Source organism: Gaoshiqia hydrogeniformans, from assembly GCF_049347105.1.
Taxonomy (GTDB): Bacteria; Bacteroidota; Bacteroidia; order Bacteroidales; family Prolixibacteraceae; genus Gaoshiqia; species Gaoshiqia hydrogeniformans.
The window spans coordinates 4067906-4083942 of record NZ_CP186334.1; the positions used below are offsets into that span (position 1 = coordinate 4067906).

Here is a 16037-nt window from a genome sequence, read left to right on the forward strand (position 1 = left end):
AATAATCAATTTGAAATTTTTCCTTGTTTTTTTTATCAATTTAGCTGCTTTTTCTGTCTATGTTTTTTTAACCGGGCACTCCTGTAAATAAAATTCAGATTCTCATGTGGCGAACGGAAAAACAAGACTGGGATTTTTCAGACCTGCTTCTCGATGATTCTTTTGTAGAGCAAGTCAATGATCCTTTACGCTCGAAGGCATTTATCGAAGAGTTAAAGGATGGGTTTCCCGGTAAAACGGATGAAATCGAAATGGCGGTAAACGTGCTTCGGGGAATAAAAAACAAGCGTGGGGAATATTTGTTACCGGAAAAGCAGAATCTCTGGAATCGGATTACAGGTCATCAGCCCCGGCTTCATAAACTTTGGTTTTTACGGATTGCCTCGGGCATATTGCTGATTATTGGGTTGAGCGCTATTGTCGCTTTAATGAGGGGAAAGGAAGATCAGATTGACCGGGTTGCCGGTAATTTTGCCTCGGATACGCTGGTTCCCGGACTGATGTTTTCTGACGGGCGACAGGTTGCTTTTAGCGGAGAACATTCTTCGGTATCCTATTCCAGTGACGGTGCCCGTGTTGAAATTAACGACAGCGCGCAGATCAGTCAGGATGTTAAAGCTGATGTTTATAATCAACTGGTGGTTCCCTATGGAAAAAATGCCAGTTTGGTTCTTTCCGACGGAACAAAAGTTTGGGTCCATTCCGGATCCCGATTGGTGTATCCCCCGGTTTTCAATGGTAAAAACAGGGAAGTATATCTTTACGGGGAAGCCTATTTCGAAGTGACCTCCAATTCTGCCAGGCCGTTCATCGTTAAAACAGATCACTTCAGCACACGGGTTTATGGAACCAGGTTTGTGGTGCAGGCCTATAAAAACGAAAATTTGTATTCAACCATTTTGTTGGAAGGAAATGTGCGACTTTCAAACAAACAAAGCTTGTTTCGGAAAGAAGTGGCGCTTGAGCCCAATCAAAAGGGATCAGTTTCTGTGGATGACGGTACCTTTGACGTGAACCGGGTGGAATATGCCGAAAACTATATTTCCTGGATCCATAACCACCTCAACTTCGACAACGAAAAGCTGGACCAGTTGCTGGGCCGCGTTGCCCGTTATTATAATATTCTGATTGAGTTGCCCGAATCGGTCCCGCCAAAGGTGATCTCAGGCAAACTTGACCTGAAAAGTGATCCGGAGCGGGTGTTGAGAGGCATTGCTGTCCTTGCAAATCTTCGGTTGGCCGTGGAGGAGGGCGGTTACAAATTGTATAAGAAATAGAAAATCCGGCCGATGGTTGCAACATCAACCGGATTGAAATAAAACTGCCTGATGGCAGTATGTTTAATCATTTCAAACCAAAATTATGAAAAAAAAACGTATTCCGGTGCCTTCCGGTATAAAAGGGAAGGCATGGAAAATTTTGTTAACAATGAGGTGGGTAACATTCTTTTTATTTGTAGGGTCGCTGAGCCTGTCGGCCAGTACCTACTCGCAGAAAACAAAGATCGATCTGCAGATCGAGAATTCTTCTGTGGAACAGATTTTACACGCGATTGAAGAAACCAGCGAGTTTATTTTTATCTATGATGCCGAGCTGATCAGCCGGATTTCCAATCGGTCGGTTTCGACTAAAAAACAGGACATCGGCTCTGTTTTGGAAGCCTTGTTTGCCGGGACGAATGTGTCGTATCTGATTGACGACCGCCAGGTGTTTTTATACAACAAAGAGGAACTTGAGAAGGCAAGTGTGTTGGCTGCCCGGGTAATCCTGGAGCAGCAACAACGGAAAAGTATTTCCGGGACAGTTGTGGATCATGCCGGATTATCGCTTCCCGGCGTTTCTGTGATCGTGAAAGGAACGGTGATTGGTACAGTCACCGGCGCCGACGGGACTTTTCAGCTTACAGTGCCTGCCGATGCCCGGATATTGGTATTCTCTTTCGTTGGTATGAAGCCGGTTGAATTAGAGATCGGTTCCCGGACAAACTTTACGGTTACGATGGAAGACGAAGCCGTGGGGGTAGACGAAGTTATCATCGTGGGTTTTGGAACGCAGAAGAAAGGCAGTGTGATTGGCTCGGTTGACCGGATTGAAGCCGGACAGCTCAAACAACCGACCCGTACTCTGAGTACCTCGCTGGCCGGACGTTTGGCCGGCGTTGTTGCCGTTCAGAATTCAGGTGAACCGGGTTACGACGGAGCCAATTTTTGGATCCGCGGGGTAAATACCTTTACCGGGAATACCAGTCCGCTAATCCTTGTCGACGGGGTTGAGCGTAACCTGGACAATGTTGATCCGGAAGAGATTACAGATTTTACCATTCTGAAAGATGCTACGGCCACTGCGGTGTATGGCGTGCGCGGTGCAAATGGCGTGGTGTTGATTACAACAAAAAAGGGAAGCATCGGGGCGCCAAAAATCAACCTTCGGGTGGAGACCAGCCTGACCGATCCGCTTGAACTGCCTGATTTCGTAGACGGAGCAAGTTATATGACCTTACAAAATGAAGCATTGAAAAATACCGGAAAGAATGCTTTGTTTTCCAACGATCAGATCAGCCGTACGGCAAGTGGTTATGATCCTTATTATTACCCGGATGTGAACTGGATTAAAGAACTGATCTCTCATTGGTCGCCCAGCGAGCGGGTAACATTAAACGTGTCGGGAGGGAGCGAAAAGGTACGCTATTTTGTGTCGGGCGCTTTTTTAAACCAAAGCGGGATGTGGAAAAACTTTGGAGGAACGAGTTATGACAACAACGTGAACGTGAAACGTTACAATTTCCGTTCAAATGTCGATATGAATGTCACGTCGTCAACCATTCTTTCGGTTAACCTGGCAGCTATTCTTGAAGACCGTAACTTTCCCGGCGCTTCTTCCAGCGACATCTTCAGCTGGATGTTGCAGGTTCCGCCCACCTGGTTCCCGATGACCTATCCGGATAAGAGTAAAGTTCCGGGCTACCCGCACAGCATGGCCCGTAACCCGTATCAGTTGCTGGCCCGTTCGGGCTTTACCACCGAAAACCATTCAACGGTACAATCAAATTTCAATATTTCGCAGGATCTGTCTTTTATTACGAAAGGGCTGACTGCGCGCGGTATGTTTGCCTTTGATGCTTATACCCAGGCTGTGATCAGACGTTCAATGTCGCCTCGTCCTTACATGATTATTCCTTACGGTTACGATGACGAGGGGAACCCGGTATTGACCGATACAGAAGGAAACTATAATTATCAGGATCAGGAACCGAACAGTACGTCTTATCACGATTATTTGACCCGTTCGGTGGATACTCCTTATACCGATCGGTCCATCTACCTGGAAACAAGTTTGAATTACAACCGCAATTTTGGGGTACACGGAGTGGGGGCCTTATTGCTCTATAACCAAAGCGATCAGACTTATCCTACACTGGGAGGTATTTACGAGTCTGTGCCGAAACGGCACCAGGGCTTAACGGGTAGGACAAATTATGCTTATGACGATAAATATTTTGCCGAGTTTAACTTCGGATACAACGGTTCCGAGAATTTTGCCCCCGGCAAGCGCTTTGGTTTTTTTCCCTCATACGCGATCGGCTGGGTGCCAACCAAAGAATCTTTTATGTCGTTTCTTTCCCCGGTTATCGATTACATGAAAATCAGATTGTCGCACGGGATGGTGGGGAACGACGGCTTGAACTCCCGTTTTGTTTATATGACCCGGGTGGAAGGTACCAGCACAAACGTTGGTTTTGGAACCAACAATGGCTATGGCTATGGTTATGGTTCGGGTATAAACATTACTTATTACGGAAACCCGGATGCAACTTGGGAAAAAGCTACTAAAACCGATCTTGGCGTGGAACTTCATTTCCTGAAAAATTTTACCCTGCAGGCGGATGTATTTTATGAAAAGCGGGAAGATATCTGGGTTCAGTTATACAAAGTGCCCGACATTTTTGGATTTAGCACCCGGCCTTATGCCAACGAGGGAGAAATGGAGAATAAAGGGTTTGATGCATTCCTGGAATACACGAAAGCCTTCTCCAACGACTGGAGTGTGAATTTCAAAGGGACCTTCACCTTCTCAAAAAACAAAATCCTCGCCAGCGGACAGGAGAAGAAAAAATATGCGTACCAGTCGGAAGTGGGGCAACCTTACGGCAGGCAAATGGGCTACATAGCCGAAGGTTTATTTATTGATCAGGCAGAGATCGATAACAGCCCCGACCAATCGACTGTTGGAGGCGCTTCGCTGCCCGGCGACCTCAGGTATCGTGATGTAAATGACGACGGAGTGATTGATCAGTTCGACCGCGTTTATATGGGAAGTCCTCAAATCCCGGAGATCACCTACGGTTTTGGATCGAATATCATGTATAAAAATTTTGACCTTTCATTATTATTCCAGGGAGTTGCCAATGTGTCGTTTTTTGCTAATCCCAAAGCATTTCCCGAAGAAAACAGGGGAAATGTGCTGACGATTATTGCCGACAGTTACTGGAGTGAGACAACCCAGGACCTGAAAGCCAGTTTTCCCCGCCTGGGTGTTGGCGAACAAACAAAAAATTACACAAGTTCAAGCTGGTGGCTGAGAGATGGAAGTTATATCCGTCTGAAACAGATCGAATTTGGCTATTCAATACCAAAGTCATGGCTGGAGAAGTACAAAATCGGAAGCGCCCGGGTTTATGCCAATGGGTTAAACCTGCTGACCTTCTCGCCGTTCAAGTGGTGGGATCCTGAATCCAAAAGTTCAAACGGGATGTATTATCCGATTCAGAAAGTTTTCAATGTTGGACTTGAAGTTAAATTTTAGCGTTATGAAAGCACAGATAAAAACGATCACGAAGGTTGTCATCATATTCGGCTTCTTATTTTCATTGGGTGCCTGTTCTGATTTTCTCGATCAGGTTCCTGAAGAAAAGCTGAGTGAAGCGAACTTGTTTAAATCCAAAGACGATGTCGTCAAAGTACTGACCCAGATCTATTCATATTACAAACCAACCATCGAATTCAACGATAATTGCGGCTTGGCAGCCGATGAAGCCGATTATAACTGGAGTAATTACGGCCCTCATTATAAGGATGTCGGCCAATACAGTCAGTCTTCTTTAATCTACAATCATTGGAGCGATTTTTACAAACAAATCAATACGTCGCTTTATTTTCTCAGCCGGATTGATGAATGTCAGGACGAAAAGCTGACCGAAGATGAACGGTCGTGGTGGAGGGGAGAGGCTTATTTCCTGGAAGCCTATTACTATTTTCTCCTCTTGCAGCAATATGGGCCAATTCCTTTGATTGACAAGGTGTACTCGGGAGACGAGCTTACAGCCATGATGGCAGAAGGAGTTCCGCGTTCACATTTCGACGACTGTGTGCAGTTTATCGATGATTTACTTGTAAACGCAATTGCCCATCTCGACCTGTTTTATACCTTTTCTTCAACCGAACGGGCAGCCAGGGCAAGCCAATGTTCTGCCTGGTTCCTGCGTTCGCGCCTGTGGCTGTATGCCGCGAGTCCGCTTTATAACGGTATGACCGATGCCGCAGGGAAAAGCTATTCCTTTTTGATGCCTAAAGATATGGACGGCCATGAATTAATTAATGCCTCATTTGATAATAACAAGTGGAAAAAGGCGATGGAGATCACTGAAGAAGCTATTGAGATCTGTCAATCGGCTAACCTCGGTTTATATAAACCGGGCGTAACAGCCTCGGTGGCAAATGGCTATACGGCTTATTGGAATGTGTTCAACTACGCCCGGGGCGGACATCCCAGCAGTGAAAATGTTTTTTATAAGCAGAATTTTTCAACCGGCAGCATCCGAAATCATGCATTGCCGATTTCGTGGAGCGGATATACCGGTATCTGCCCGACCCTGGAGCATGTAAACGAATATTTTATGGCCAATGGCCTGATGCCCGAGGATGACCCCGAATACCGGACCGCATCAGGTTTCACTACCTATACAAAAAACAACAACACCATCCGTTTGTACAATAAATACAAGAAGCGTGATCCGCGCTTTTATGTCAATATTTTATTTCCGGGACAATACTCGTACGCTGTTCTCGGAAATGAGAACGAGAGTTATGACACCCGGTGGGCTTATAATACCACCACCTCCTGGACGGATTATATCTGGTACCGTCCGTTTTTTGACGGCCCCGACGGTTATGAAAGTAAGACCGGAAGGGATTTTACCACAACCGGCTTTTTATCGGTAAAGTTTGTCGGAAAAACAGATAACCGGACAAGTAAGGGTGATTACGCCGTTAATATTTTTCGTTACGCCGAATTATATCTGAACTATACCGAAGCGGCATTCGAATATTATACCAACTCGGGAGCCGATCCGGCTTCTCAGGCTGAAGTGTTCAGGTACTGGGACGAACTCAGGGAAAGGATTCAGATTCCTGATGTACGTACGGCCTACACTAATGCCGGGATTCCGCTTACCACTGCAAAGCTGAGGGAACTGATCCGTCGGGAACGAAAAATCGAAATGGCATTTGAAGGGCACCGTTATTTTGATAACCGCCGCTGGCTGATTGCCGAAAAAGAAGGCGGAGATAAACACGGGATGGACGTTTATAAAACTGAAGCTGAAGGATTTTGGAATGAAAATTTCGTTTTTGAAGAACGTTTCTGGCATGATAAAATGTACTTTATGCCGATTCCCCAGTCAGAGATTGATAAAAATCCGAAACTAACCCAAAACGCGCTGTGGGCGGCCGAATAAAAACAAGTTAAATTGATTGATTATGAAACGAATATATTATTTACTGAGCGTTGTTGTCATGTTACTGACGACCGGATCATGCAAAGATGATCATCCGGTTGTTGTCACGGAACCGGTTACCGGCGTTGAATCTGCTCCCGGATATGGAGAGGTGATGTTGAAGTGGATCAATCCGACCGATGAAGAATTCTATTATGTCGATATTACGTTTGTCGATTCCAAAGGCGTCAGCCGCAGCCGGAAGGTGAGCCGTTTTGCCAACGGCGATACCATCCCGGGATTTGCGGATACAAATCCGTATACCTTTACGCTTACAGCATACAGCTATTCAGGAGGAGCTTCTTCTCCGGTTGTCCAGACAGTTACTCCGCTGGAGCCTGCTTTTTTGTCGGTGGCCGGCACGGTTGAAATGGTCCCGGATTTTGGAGGAGCGGTGGTTTCGTGGACCAATGAGACCGGTAAACCGGTAACCGTCAGGGTAACGTATAAAGATAACTCGGGGCAGAAAGCGATTAGCCTGTTTACGGCGGATGAAAGTGGTCAGGGATTTATCTCCGGCTTAGCTGCGACAACGCAAATTTTCAACGTAGTTGTTGCCGATAAGGCCGATAACAGTTCCGAAGAACAACCTTTCGAAATCACGCCTCTTGAGGAAATCGCGATCAACAAAGCCATATGGTCGGTTGTGAGTTTCAGTTCGCAGGAGCCGGCCGAGGGAGTTCCTAACGGTTACGTGACAGCCGTATTCGACGGAAATGTCTCTACTTTTTGGCATACACAATGGAGCGGCGGAAGCCCGGGCTATCCGCATTGGTTTATTATTGATATGGGGCAGGAAGTGACTGTTAGCCGTTTCGAGTGCAGCAGGCGGCAAGGCGACAGCCGGGGACAAACGGAGTGCCAGTTTTTTACCAGTACAGACGGAGAAACCTGGGTAGATCAGGGGGTCTATCCGTTTGACAGTTCGACCAATAGTCCGCAAAGTTACCGGATGACCAGCAATCCGCAGGCGCGCTATTTCAAATACGTCGCTACGGCCGGGCCGAATTTTTATGCCTTCCTGGGCGAAATTACGGTTTATGGCGCTGAAAATTAGTGAATAAATTATGAGAATGATCATCCGTCTATCTTCCCGAAACTGGATGATTTGATTTCGCATTCGAAATGAATGGAAATAATGCAATGAGGCTGTTTCGTTTTTTCGAAACAGCCTCAGTTTGTATGTCTGGCCGGCATAATAACCGGTATGGTTTGCTGATCGGTTCAAATAGCTATTTCCCGCCAAAGCCGGGTAGTTTGAATTTCATGGTCACTTCGCCTGTTTCGCGGTTTACCTCGATAGTCTGGCCATCCAATCCCAGATCTTTGCCGGTACTCATTTTAAATAAGCCGGCAAGAAATTGCAGTCCGCTGTTCATGACCTGTTCAACCTCTTCGGTTTGTGGCGCGCGATGTGCCGGTTCTTGTCCGTTTACAGCGGCGGGCGCATCTTCGTCGTGCAGGAGGGTTTCTTCCGAGAGGTCGATCTCGCTCCCGGTTTCCTGCAATTCAGATTTTTCTCCAACGGCTGAAACAAGTTCGTTTTTGGAAAACGAGGCGTCGGGCATGACCTCCTGCGTGGCGATAAACTCTTCCAACTGGTCGATAAACTGAGAACGTCCTTTGGAAGAAAAATCGACAAAGTTGGTGTTGGCATTGGTTCCCAGTACGCCATCGAAGAGGCTTTGCTTGACCAGCAGGCCGGCGGCGATTTGTTGTTCGATACTGTCGCGGGTAATGAGATTGAAAATGGTTAATTTACTGCTTTTCTGTCCAAGCCGGTCGATCCGCCCGATGCGTTGATTCTTTTTGGCCGGGTTCCAGGGTAGTTCAAAGTTGATCAGCGTATCGGCCACCTGAAGATTCAGTCCGGCTCCCCCCGCTTCGGTGGAAAGGAATACTTTGCAGTGTTCGTTGGTTTCAAATTTGTGAATGAGTTCGCCCCGCGATTTCACCGGGATTTTTCCGTTGAGCTCGGCAAAACCGATGTTGTTGTCGCGCAATAGTTTGCCAATCAGCTTGTGCACCTTTACCCATTCCGAAAAGATAATGATTTTTCGGTTCGAGTTACGGAGATCCAATTGCTCGAACAGGATGTTTTTCAGTTCTTCCAGCTTGGGCGATTCGTTGGTTTCGTCATCAATCAGGTAAGTCGAATCGCACACCATGCGCATACTCGACAAAAGCAATTGTAATTTTTTCAGGTCATACGGGGTTAAAAATTTCTTGCGGATAATCTGCCCGATTCCCATTGCATATTCGCTGTGGTATTCGCGTTGCCTGTCTGAAAGTTCAACCGGCACATTGATCTGTTGCACGTTGGGCAACTGGTCGATCACGTTGCGTTTTTCTCTTCGGATCAGTATTTGGTCAAGTTTTTTGTTTAGCAGTTGAAGATCGTAATACCCGTTTATTTTATTCGGTTTTTCAGGGTCGAAGAGGCAGTGCTGGTACGAAAATTCCCAGAGCGGGCCAAGGAAATGCGGATCGAGGATGTTTACGATCGAGAACAGATCGATTAACTTGTTTTCGATTGGCGTTCCGGTAATCACCAGCACGTGTTTGGATTGCAGCCGGTTGACAGCCGAATTGGTTTGCGCTTCGAAATTTTTCACCCGCTGGGCCTCATCCAGGATCAGAAAATCAATCCCTGCCTTGTTCAGGGCGATATGATCGCGTAATACCGTTTCGTAGTTTACAATGAAGAAATGCTCCGAAGCGTTCATATACTGGCTTTCGCGCTCATCGGGCGTGCCCTGGACGACAAGCGCTTTTTCGGAAGAAAATTTTTCAATCTCCTTTTTCCACTGCTGTTTAAGCGAGGCCGGGCAAACAATCAGGGTCCGCCGAAACCCGAAAACTTCTTTCTTTTTCACCGCGGCAGTAATGGCCTGCAAGGTTTTCCCGAGCCCCATTTCGTCGGCGATAATGGCTGCCTTCTTAAATGTGACAAATTGAACGCCCTGTTTTTGATAATCGTACAGCCGGGCGTTTATGTTGTCGTAAGCGAGTGTGGTTTGGGTCTCGATGTCGGACAGCAACTTTTGCTCGTAAGCCTGTTCCACTTTTTCGCGTACTTCGGGCCTGATGTGGATCCGTTCCAAACTCTCGGCATCTTCGATAAATCCTAAAAAATCCAATACGGCATGGTCATCAATAGATGTCTTGTTTTTGAAGTATTTCGAGATGACGAGTTTCTCTTTTATATCCAGTTTATTGGGCCAGAACCAGCTGATTTTGTAATCGTTCAGCGGGTCGCAATAAATTTCGATAAAAGGGAATTCTTTGCCCAGGCGATCGTAAAGCGATGTGTCTTCTTTCAGTTTCCGGAAGGCATACATGATGTGTTTGGTGGTGCCAAGTTTATTCTTTTTGGCATCGGGGCTGTCGCTGTATCCGGTTTCATTTTCAAAATCGCGTAAAAGGATACGGTATTTCATCCCTTTTTCGTTGGTTAGCAGGTGATCGCCGTAAATATTTTTGGCCCATTCGATGCGGTAATCGGCCTTTTCTGCTTTTATGCGCCGTTCGGCCAGTACGCGGCGGATCATCCCTTCGCGGGTGTAACGCTGGTGCTCGTTGCCGGTTTTGGGGTCGAGCAGGTGAAGTTCGTTCTCTACCTGGAGCAAACAAGCATACGAATAGGGGTTCCATCCCTTAAACTCCGAATCGGTTTCGGGAAAAACATCGTCTTGTTCATCGAACAAAATGGCATATTCGATCGGTTCGTCCAAAGAGGAATCATAAACGATCAGCTCGAAACGTTCCTTGGATTGGGAAAGAATCTGGCAGTCGCCGTTATTGAAAATGATTTCTCCCAACGAAAGCTCCTCGCGGGACAGAAGTGTTTTGATCTTCAGTTTCTGCTTCGTGATCACATCGTGTTGTACCATAAAAAGAACCGGTTAAATGTATAAGCAAAGAAAGTAAAACTTAAGGAAAATGAACGAAACTTCTCATGACTTTTCTTTACTTTGCACGCTGTGAGCTTACATGGTTTGTACACGAAACTGATTGAAGGAGATGCTGCCGCTTTTGAGGCCATTTTTAAACTGACTCATCCTAGATTATTGAGTTATTGCCGGTTATTTGTGTCTGATTATTCACAGGCAGATGATCTGGTGCAGGAGTGTTTTGTGAAGCTTTGGGAAAAGCGGGAAACGATCAAGCCCACTCAATCTGTTGATAGTCTATTGTTTGTTATGCTCCGCCATCGTTGTCTGAACTACCTGCGCGACCAAAAGTTTTTATATACAAAAGAAGATATCCATTCGCTGAAAGAAATTGATCTTCAGCATTTGTATGAACTGGATTTTTTTGGGATAGAAAAAAAATCGCTTGAAGAAGAGCTGGTGGAAGCCATTAAATCAGAAATTGAAAGACTACCGGAAAAACGAAAACTGGTATTTGTCAAGTCGAAAATAGACGGGTTGAAAAACCGGGAAATTGCCGATCAATTGGGAATTTCAATCAAGGCTGTTGAAAAACATCTTCACCAGGCAAAGGAACAAATTCAAAAAGAGTTGGTTGCCAAATATCCGATGATGACCCTGCTGATTGCTTTAATACTCAAATAGACTCAAAAAAATAAAAAACAGAGGTAGGGTAACTTCATTTTTTGTGTACTCCTATTGTGAAACAACATTAGGATGAAATCATTAATCAGAAAATACTTAAGCGGAAGTGGCAGCAGATTAGATCAGCAGCAGCTTCTGGACTGGCTAAGAACGGACGGACATCTGTCCGGGTTTCAGACTGAAAAGGCAAAATGGGAGAAAGAATCTTTGCACGAACGTATGTCTCTGACCACACAAGCCAGTTGGAACAGTGTACAACAGCAGTTACTTGACCAGGCGCATGCAAATCTGTCGGAAACCACTAAATACCTGAGGTTTTTCAGGTATGCAGCTGTTCTGCTGGTCTTGTTTTCGATCGGGCTTATTACCGTTTACCTGTTGGGAAGATCAACCGTCTCGCAGGAATTCTTTACGATGGTGAAAGCTGAACCGGGACAAATTGCCAACGTGGTGTTGCCCGACCAAACCCAGGTGTGGTTAAACTCCGGTTCATATATCCGTTACAGCAACCAGTATGCAAGTACAAACCGTAATATTGAACTGGTAGGTGAAGCCTTTTTTGAGGTCACTAAAAACAAAGAGTTACCCCTGACCGTAAAAGGATCTGTAATTGATGTAAAGGTGATGGGAACAAAATTCAATGTCTCGGCTTATCCCGATGACAATTATTTTTATGTTGCTCTGGAAGAAGGAAAAGTAGAACTAAGTTCTGATCAGCTTAAAAATTTCCGGTACGAGATGATGCCCAATGACTTTGCTTCATTTAATAAGGAAACCCATGCGATGGACCTGAAAAAGGTAAATGTTGATTTGTACACTTCATGGAAAGACGGTATGATCAATATCTACAACCTTCCGCTCGAAGAGGTGATTGTGAAACTATCTAAAAGGTATAACCAAAAATTTCAGGTTGATAACGAACTGAAACAGCTTCGTTATACATATACCATTAAAAACGAAGCGCTTTCGGATATTCTAACATTGATGGAAACCATTACGCCCATAGACGTGGTGCAAAAAGGAGATCTGATTCATTTGAAATACAACAAACAAAAAATGAGATAAAGTAAAAAACCGGAACGTGTTGGAAGCACGGTCCGGTTATAACCTAATTCATCAAGTGAGTTGATGAATCGTATTTAATAACAAATTCAACCAAAGTTATGAAAAAAAATTTAAGTCTCAGGGGAGTCTTACCTCCCCTCTGGTACAAAAAATGCTTAAAAATTATGCGGTTAACTTTTCTATTTGTATTTGCAGGTCTAATGCAGCTGTCGGCAAGTGTTTACAGCCAGCACACCCGGCTAAACCTGAGCTTGCGGAATACCCGGCTGGAGGATGTGTTGCAGGCGATTGAAAAACAAAGCGAGTACCGATTTGCTTATAGCGCTGAATACATTGATTTGGATAAGCAAGTAAATGTAACGCTGAGCGATAAACCGATTGCAGAAGTATTGGAAGTTATATTTGAAGGAACCAATATTAAATACCGGATAGATAATCGGCATGTCATGCTATTCTCAAGCGAACAGACAGTAAAACCCAGTGTATTTCAACAAGTTAAAGGTGTTTCCGGTCAGGTGAAAGATACGGGAGGTGAGCCTCTTCCGGGTGTTACGGTCGTGATTAAAGGCAGCTCCAAGGGAACAATTACAGATATAAACGGAAATTTTAATATTTCCGATGTTTCACCCGATGCCGTGCTGCTATTCTCTTTTATCGGGATGAAGCCGGTTGAGTTGCCGGTAGGAAGCCAATCCGTTCTTAATATTAAAATGGAGGTGGATGCCATCGGGATTGAAGAAGTGGTGGCCGTAGGTTATGGTACGCAGAAGAAAGCGACCTTAACCGGCTCGGTAGAGCAGGTAACTTCAAAATCACTTGAAAGCAGGGCCGTAACCAATGTTGCCCTGGCGTTGCAAGGAGAAACCCCCGGCTTGGTGGTAACGCGCAGCACCCCGCGTCCAGGTAACGAGGGGATCAAGTTCCAAATTCGTGGTGCTACATCGGTTAACGGGGGAGCTCCTCTATTAATAGTGGATGGTGTTCCTGTAATCAACAATGGCGGTACTGGGTTTGACAATCTGAACATGGATGACATTGAATCGATGTCTGTTTTAAAAGACGGCGCTGCTTCCATTTATGGAGCCAAAGCAGCCAATGGCGTTATCCTGGTGACAACCAAAAGGGGAAAGGGAAAAGTAAAGGTTGACTACACCGGCAATGTCCGCTTTTCAACCAATGGAATTATTGCGTACTCGCCCGATATGAAACAATACGCCACCATGTGGATTGAGGCCAATAAAGAAGAAACAGTACCTAACTGGTGGGTATGGCAAAATGAGCAAAATATGCTGAAAATGCAGCAGGGCTATGAAGGAGCTTATGATCTTTTCGGTATCGATTACTTCATTTTCAACGCGAACAGGTTAGATGAAATGTTTGGCACCCGCTATTCTTACCAACACAATTTGAGTATTTCAAACAGCACGGATAAGTCGGGCTACCGGATTTCAGTGGGTTATGCCGATAACCAGGGCAACCTCCTAACTGCTTACGACGGGCAGAAACAATATAATTTTCGCCTGAATTACGATTATCAACTCACGGAGAAACTTAAGCTGGAAACGAACCTGAGTGTTATCGACGCCAAAACAAGTTCACCTTCGGTTGGCTTGGATAACACGCTGTATGGTTACGACATGCCTTTCTTCCCGGCAAAAAACCCGTATGGTCAATGGTTTGCCTGTTTCAACGGGGTTGATGCGGGCGCGAACCGCAACGCAGCCGCTATGACCACCGATGGCGGGCGCGACGACAAAAACTCACTGGTAGGCCGGATTGATGTAAAAGCGACTTACGCGATTTTTAAAGATTTGGATTTTGAGGCGTTGGCTTCGTTGCAAAACGAGCGGTACGACCAGGAAAAATATGTATTGCAGGTACCGGTGTATAACTGGTATGGCGTACAAACCGGGATCGGCAATAAAACCGGCGGCACAAACAATATGTATTCTATTGAGAACAAGAGTAACTATTCTCAGTATTATTCAGCACTGCTGCGTTATACTAAAAGCCTTAACGGCATGCATAACATTTCGGCCGTGGCGGGTATCGTCGCCGAAAAGAACAGCGGATGGAAACATACTGAAAAACGCATCGGGTTTGAAGATATGGGGGTGTATGATATCGGTTTGGCATCGATTGATGCTGTTTCAACCGGAAGCGGTAAATGGACAAACGGTACCTACTCTTACCTTGCCAGAGTCAACTATGATTATAAGGAGAAATATTTGGCAACGTTTCAGGTAAGGAGCGATGGCGATTCGAGGTTTGCCACGGGCTATAAGTTTAAAAACTTTGCTTCTGCTTCGGCAGGCTGGGTGTTTTCCAACGAAGATTTTTTCAGCAGCCTTGCCCACATTGTTAATTTTGGTAAAATCAGGATTAGTTACGGTAATGCCGGTAATAATGCTGGTCTTGGAGACTTTGACTACTACAGCCTCATAAATACCGGAAGTGTGGTGTTGGGTACACCTGCTGCACTGCAAAACTCGTCAACCTTAGCCAATAATGGTTTGATAAGTAGGCAAAGGACCTGGGAACGGGTTGAGCATACGAATGCCGGTATTGATTTACGGTTTTTGAACGGCCGTTTATCTTCCTCTTTTGATGTTTTCGAAAAGAATAACATTGGCATGTTGAGTAATGTAACATACCCGTCTGTTTTGGGAGGTACGGCACCAAAAACGAACAGCGGCCATTTTAATACCAAAGGATGGGAGGCTATTTTGAGTTGGAACGACCGGGTAAAAGACTTTAACTACAACATCGCGGTCAGTATGAGCGATACCAAAACCCGGGTTACAAATGTGGAAGGAGCCGATAATTACGGAGTCGGCAAAAATGGGATTGTAAATGGTTACCCTTACAAGCCTTGGTTTGTTTATAAAACAGACGGTTATTTTAAGGACCAGGCTGAGGTAGACGCCTACTACGTGAAATATGGCGCCAGTGACGACCTTGCCAGCCTGCCTGCTGGGAGTCCCAATGTGGCATTACGCCCTGGCGATATAAAGAAAGTTGATGTGGCCGGTACCGGTAACATTACATCAACCGGCAACGAGAAAAGCTCGCTGGTGTATGCAGGCGATGGCACCCCCCATTACACCTTTGGTTTAAAACTGGGGGCCTCGTGGAAGGGCTTCGATTTTAACGCTTTTTTCCAGGGCCAGCTCAAGCAAAATATCATGCGTTCGGCATGGATGGCCTATCCTTTCCAAGCCATCTGGACCAACCAGAACCCGGCTTTCCTGGGAAATACCTGGACCGAAGAATATACGGATGCTCCGTTCCCACGTTTAACAGTTAACCCGACGCGTGCGAAATGGAATTATGCCAACAACGATTTCATGTTGCAGAACAACCGATATATCCGCTTAAAATCATTGATTGTAGGTTATACGTTACCTCAAAGATTAACCAGTAAGGCTAAATTAGACAGGGTACGTGTTTATTTCTCAGGGAACGACCTCTGGGAATCGACCAGCATAAAAGACGGGTTTGACCCCGAAATGGGCGAGGCTTCGGTTGATGATAACGGTTATCCTTACGCCCGTACTTGGTCGTTTGGTGTAAATATTGGTTTTTAATCAGGCAATATTAGGTTAATGTTAAAAAGAATTGAG

The 16037-nt window shown here is 45.5% G+C and carries 8 protein-coding genes; 7 read left to right on the plus strand and 1 reads right to left on the minus strand.

Going from position 1 to position 16037, the window contains the following annotated elements; all coding sequences use genetic code 11:
* The first annotated feature begins 104 nt into the window (after window positions 1-104).
* The 4 genes from ACOIT5_RS16170 to ACOIT5_RS16185 all read left to right on the plus strand — a co-directional run bounded on the left by ACOIT5_RS16170 (window position 105) and on the right by ACOIT5_RS16185 (window position 7829).
* Window positions 105-1277, plus strand: a complete 1173-nt coding sequence (locus ACOIT5_RS16170; RefSeq protein WP_423127193.1) for a FecR family protein — start codon at window positions 105-107, stop codon at window positions 1275-1277.
* Window positions 1278-1362: 85 nt separating this feature from the next.
* Window positions 1363-4803 (plus strand): TonB-dependent receptor, encoded by a 3441-nt coding sequence (locus ACOIT5_RS16175; protein ID WP_423127194.1) that lies wholly within the window; start codon window positions 1363-1365, stop codon window positions 4801-4803.
* Window positions 4804-4807: 4 nt separating this feature from the next.
* A complete protein-coding gene (locus tag ACOIT5_RS16180) occupies window positions 4808-6733 on the plus strand; it encodes a RagB/SusD family nutrient uptake outer membrane protein (RefSeq protein ID WP_423127195.1) in 1926 nt (641 codons plus the stop codon).
* Between the two features lie 22 nt (window positions 6734-6755).
* On the plus strand, window positions 6756-7829 hold the full coding sequence (locus tag ACOIT5_RS16185) for a DUF5126 domain-containing protein (protein WP_423127196.1): 1074 nt from the start codon (window positions 6756-6758) through the stop codon (window positions 7827-7829).
* 175 nt (window positions 7830-8004) lie between these two features.
* Here the strand turns inward: ACOIT5_RS16185 and ACOIT5_RS16190 are convergent, their stop codons facing one another.
* The gene (locus ACOIT5_RS16190) at window positions 8005-10665 is read right to left on the minus strand and encodes a DEAD/DEAH box helicase (RefSeq protein WP_423127197.1); all 2661 of its coding nucleotides are present in this window, start codon (window positions 10663-10665) and stop codon (window positions 8005-8007) included.
* Between the two features lie 90 nt (window positions 10666-10755).
* On the opposite strand from ACOIT5_RS16190, the gene ACOIT5_RS16195 reads away from it, so the two are divergent.
* The 3 genes from ACOIT5_RS16195 (at window position 10756) to ACOIT5_RS16205 (ending at window position 16001) form a co-directional block, all read left to right on the plus strand.
* Window positions 10756-11349, plus strand: coding sequence for an RNA polymerase sigma-70 factor (locus ACOIT5_RS16195; RefSeq protein ID WP_423127198.1), 594 nt, complete (start codon window positions 10756-10758; stop codon window positions 11347-11349).
* A gap of 72 nt (window positions 11350-11421) precedes the next feature.
* Window positions 11422-12414, plus strand: coding sequence for a FecR family protein (locus ACOIT5_RS16200; protein ID WP_423127199.1), 993 nt, complete (start codon window positions 11422-11424; stop codon window positions 12412-12414).
* 164 nt (window positions 12415-12578) lie between these two features.
* Window positions 12579-16001 (plus strand): TonB-dependent receptor, encoded by a 3423-nt coding sequence (locus ACOIT5_RS16205; RefSeq protein WP_423127200.1) that lies wholly within the window; start codon window positions 12579-12581, stop codon window positions 15999-16001.
* The last annotated feature ends 36 nt before the right edge of the window (window positions 16002-16037 follow it).

Bases quoted from the DNA above. Each gene is read 5' to 3' on its own strand.
- ACOIT5_RS16185 (WP_423127196.1), top strand. From the start codon at position 6,756: ATGAAACGAATATATTATTTACTGAGCGTTGTTGTCATGTTACTGACG.
- ACOIT5_RS16205 (WP_423127200.1), top strand. From the start codon at position 12,579: ATGCGGTTAACTTTTCTATTTGTATTTGCAGGTCTAATGCAGCTGTCG.
- ACOIT5_RS16170 (WP_423127193.1), top strand. From the start codon at position 105: ATGTGGCGAACGGAAAAACAAGACTGGGATTTTTCAGACCTGCTTCTC.
- ACOIT5_RS16180 (WP_423127195.1), top strand. From the start codon at position 4,808: ATGAAAGCACAGATAAAAACGATCACGAAGGTTGTCATCATATTCGGC.
- ACOIT5_RS16200 (WP_423127199.1), top strand. From the start codon at position 11,422: ATGAAATCATTAATCAGAAAATACTTAAGCGGAAGTGGCAGCAGATTA.
- ACOIT5_RS16190 (WP_423127197.1), bottom strand. From the start codon at position 10,665: ATGGTACAACACGATGTGATCACGAAGCAGAAACTGAAGATCAAAACA.
- ACOIT5_RS16175 (WP_423127194.1), top strand. From the start codon at position 1,363: ATGAAAAAAAAACGTATTCCGGTGCCTTCCGGTATAAAAGGGAAGGCA.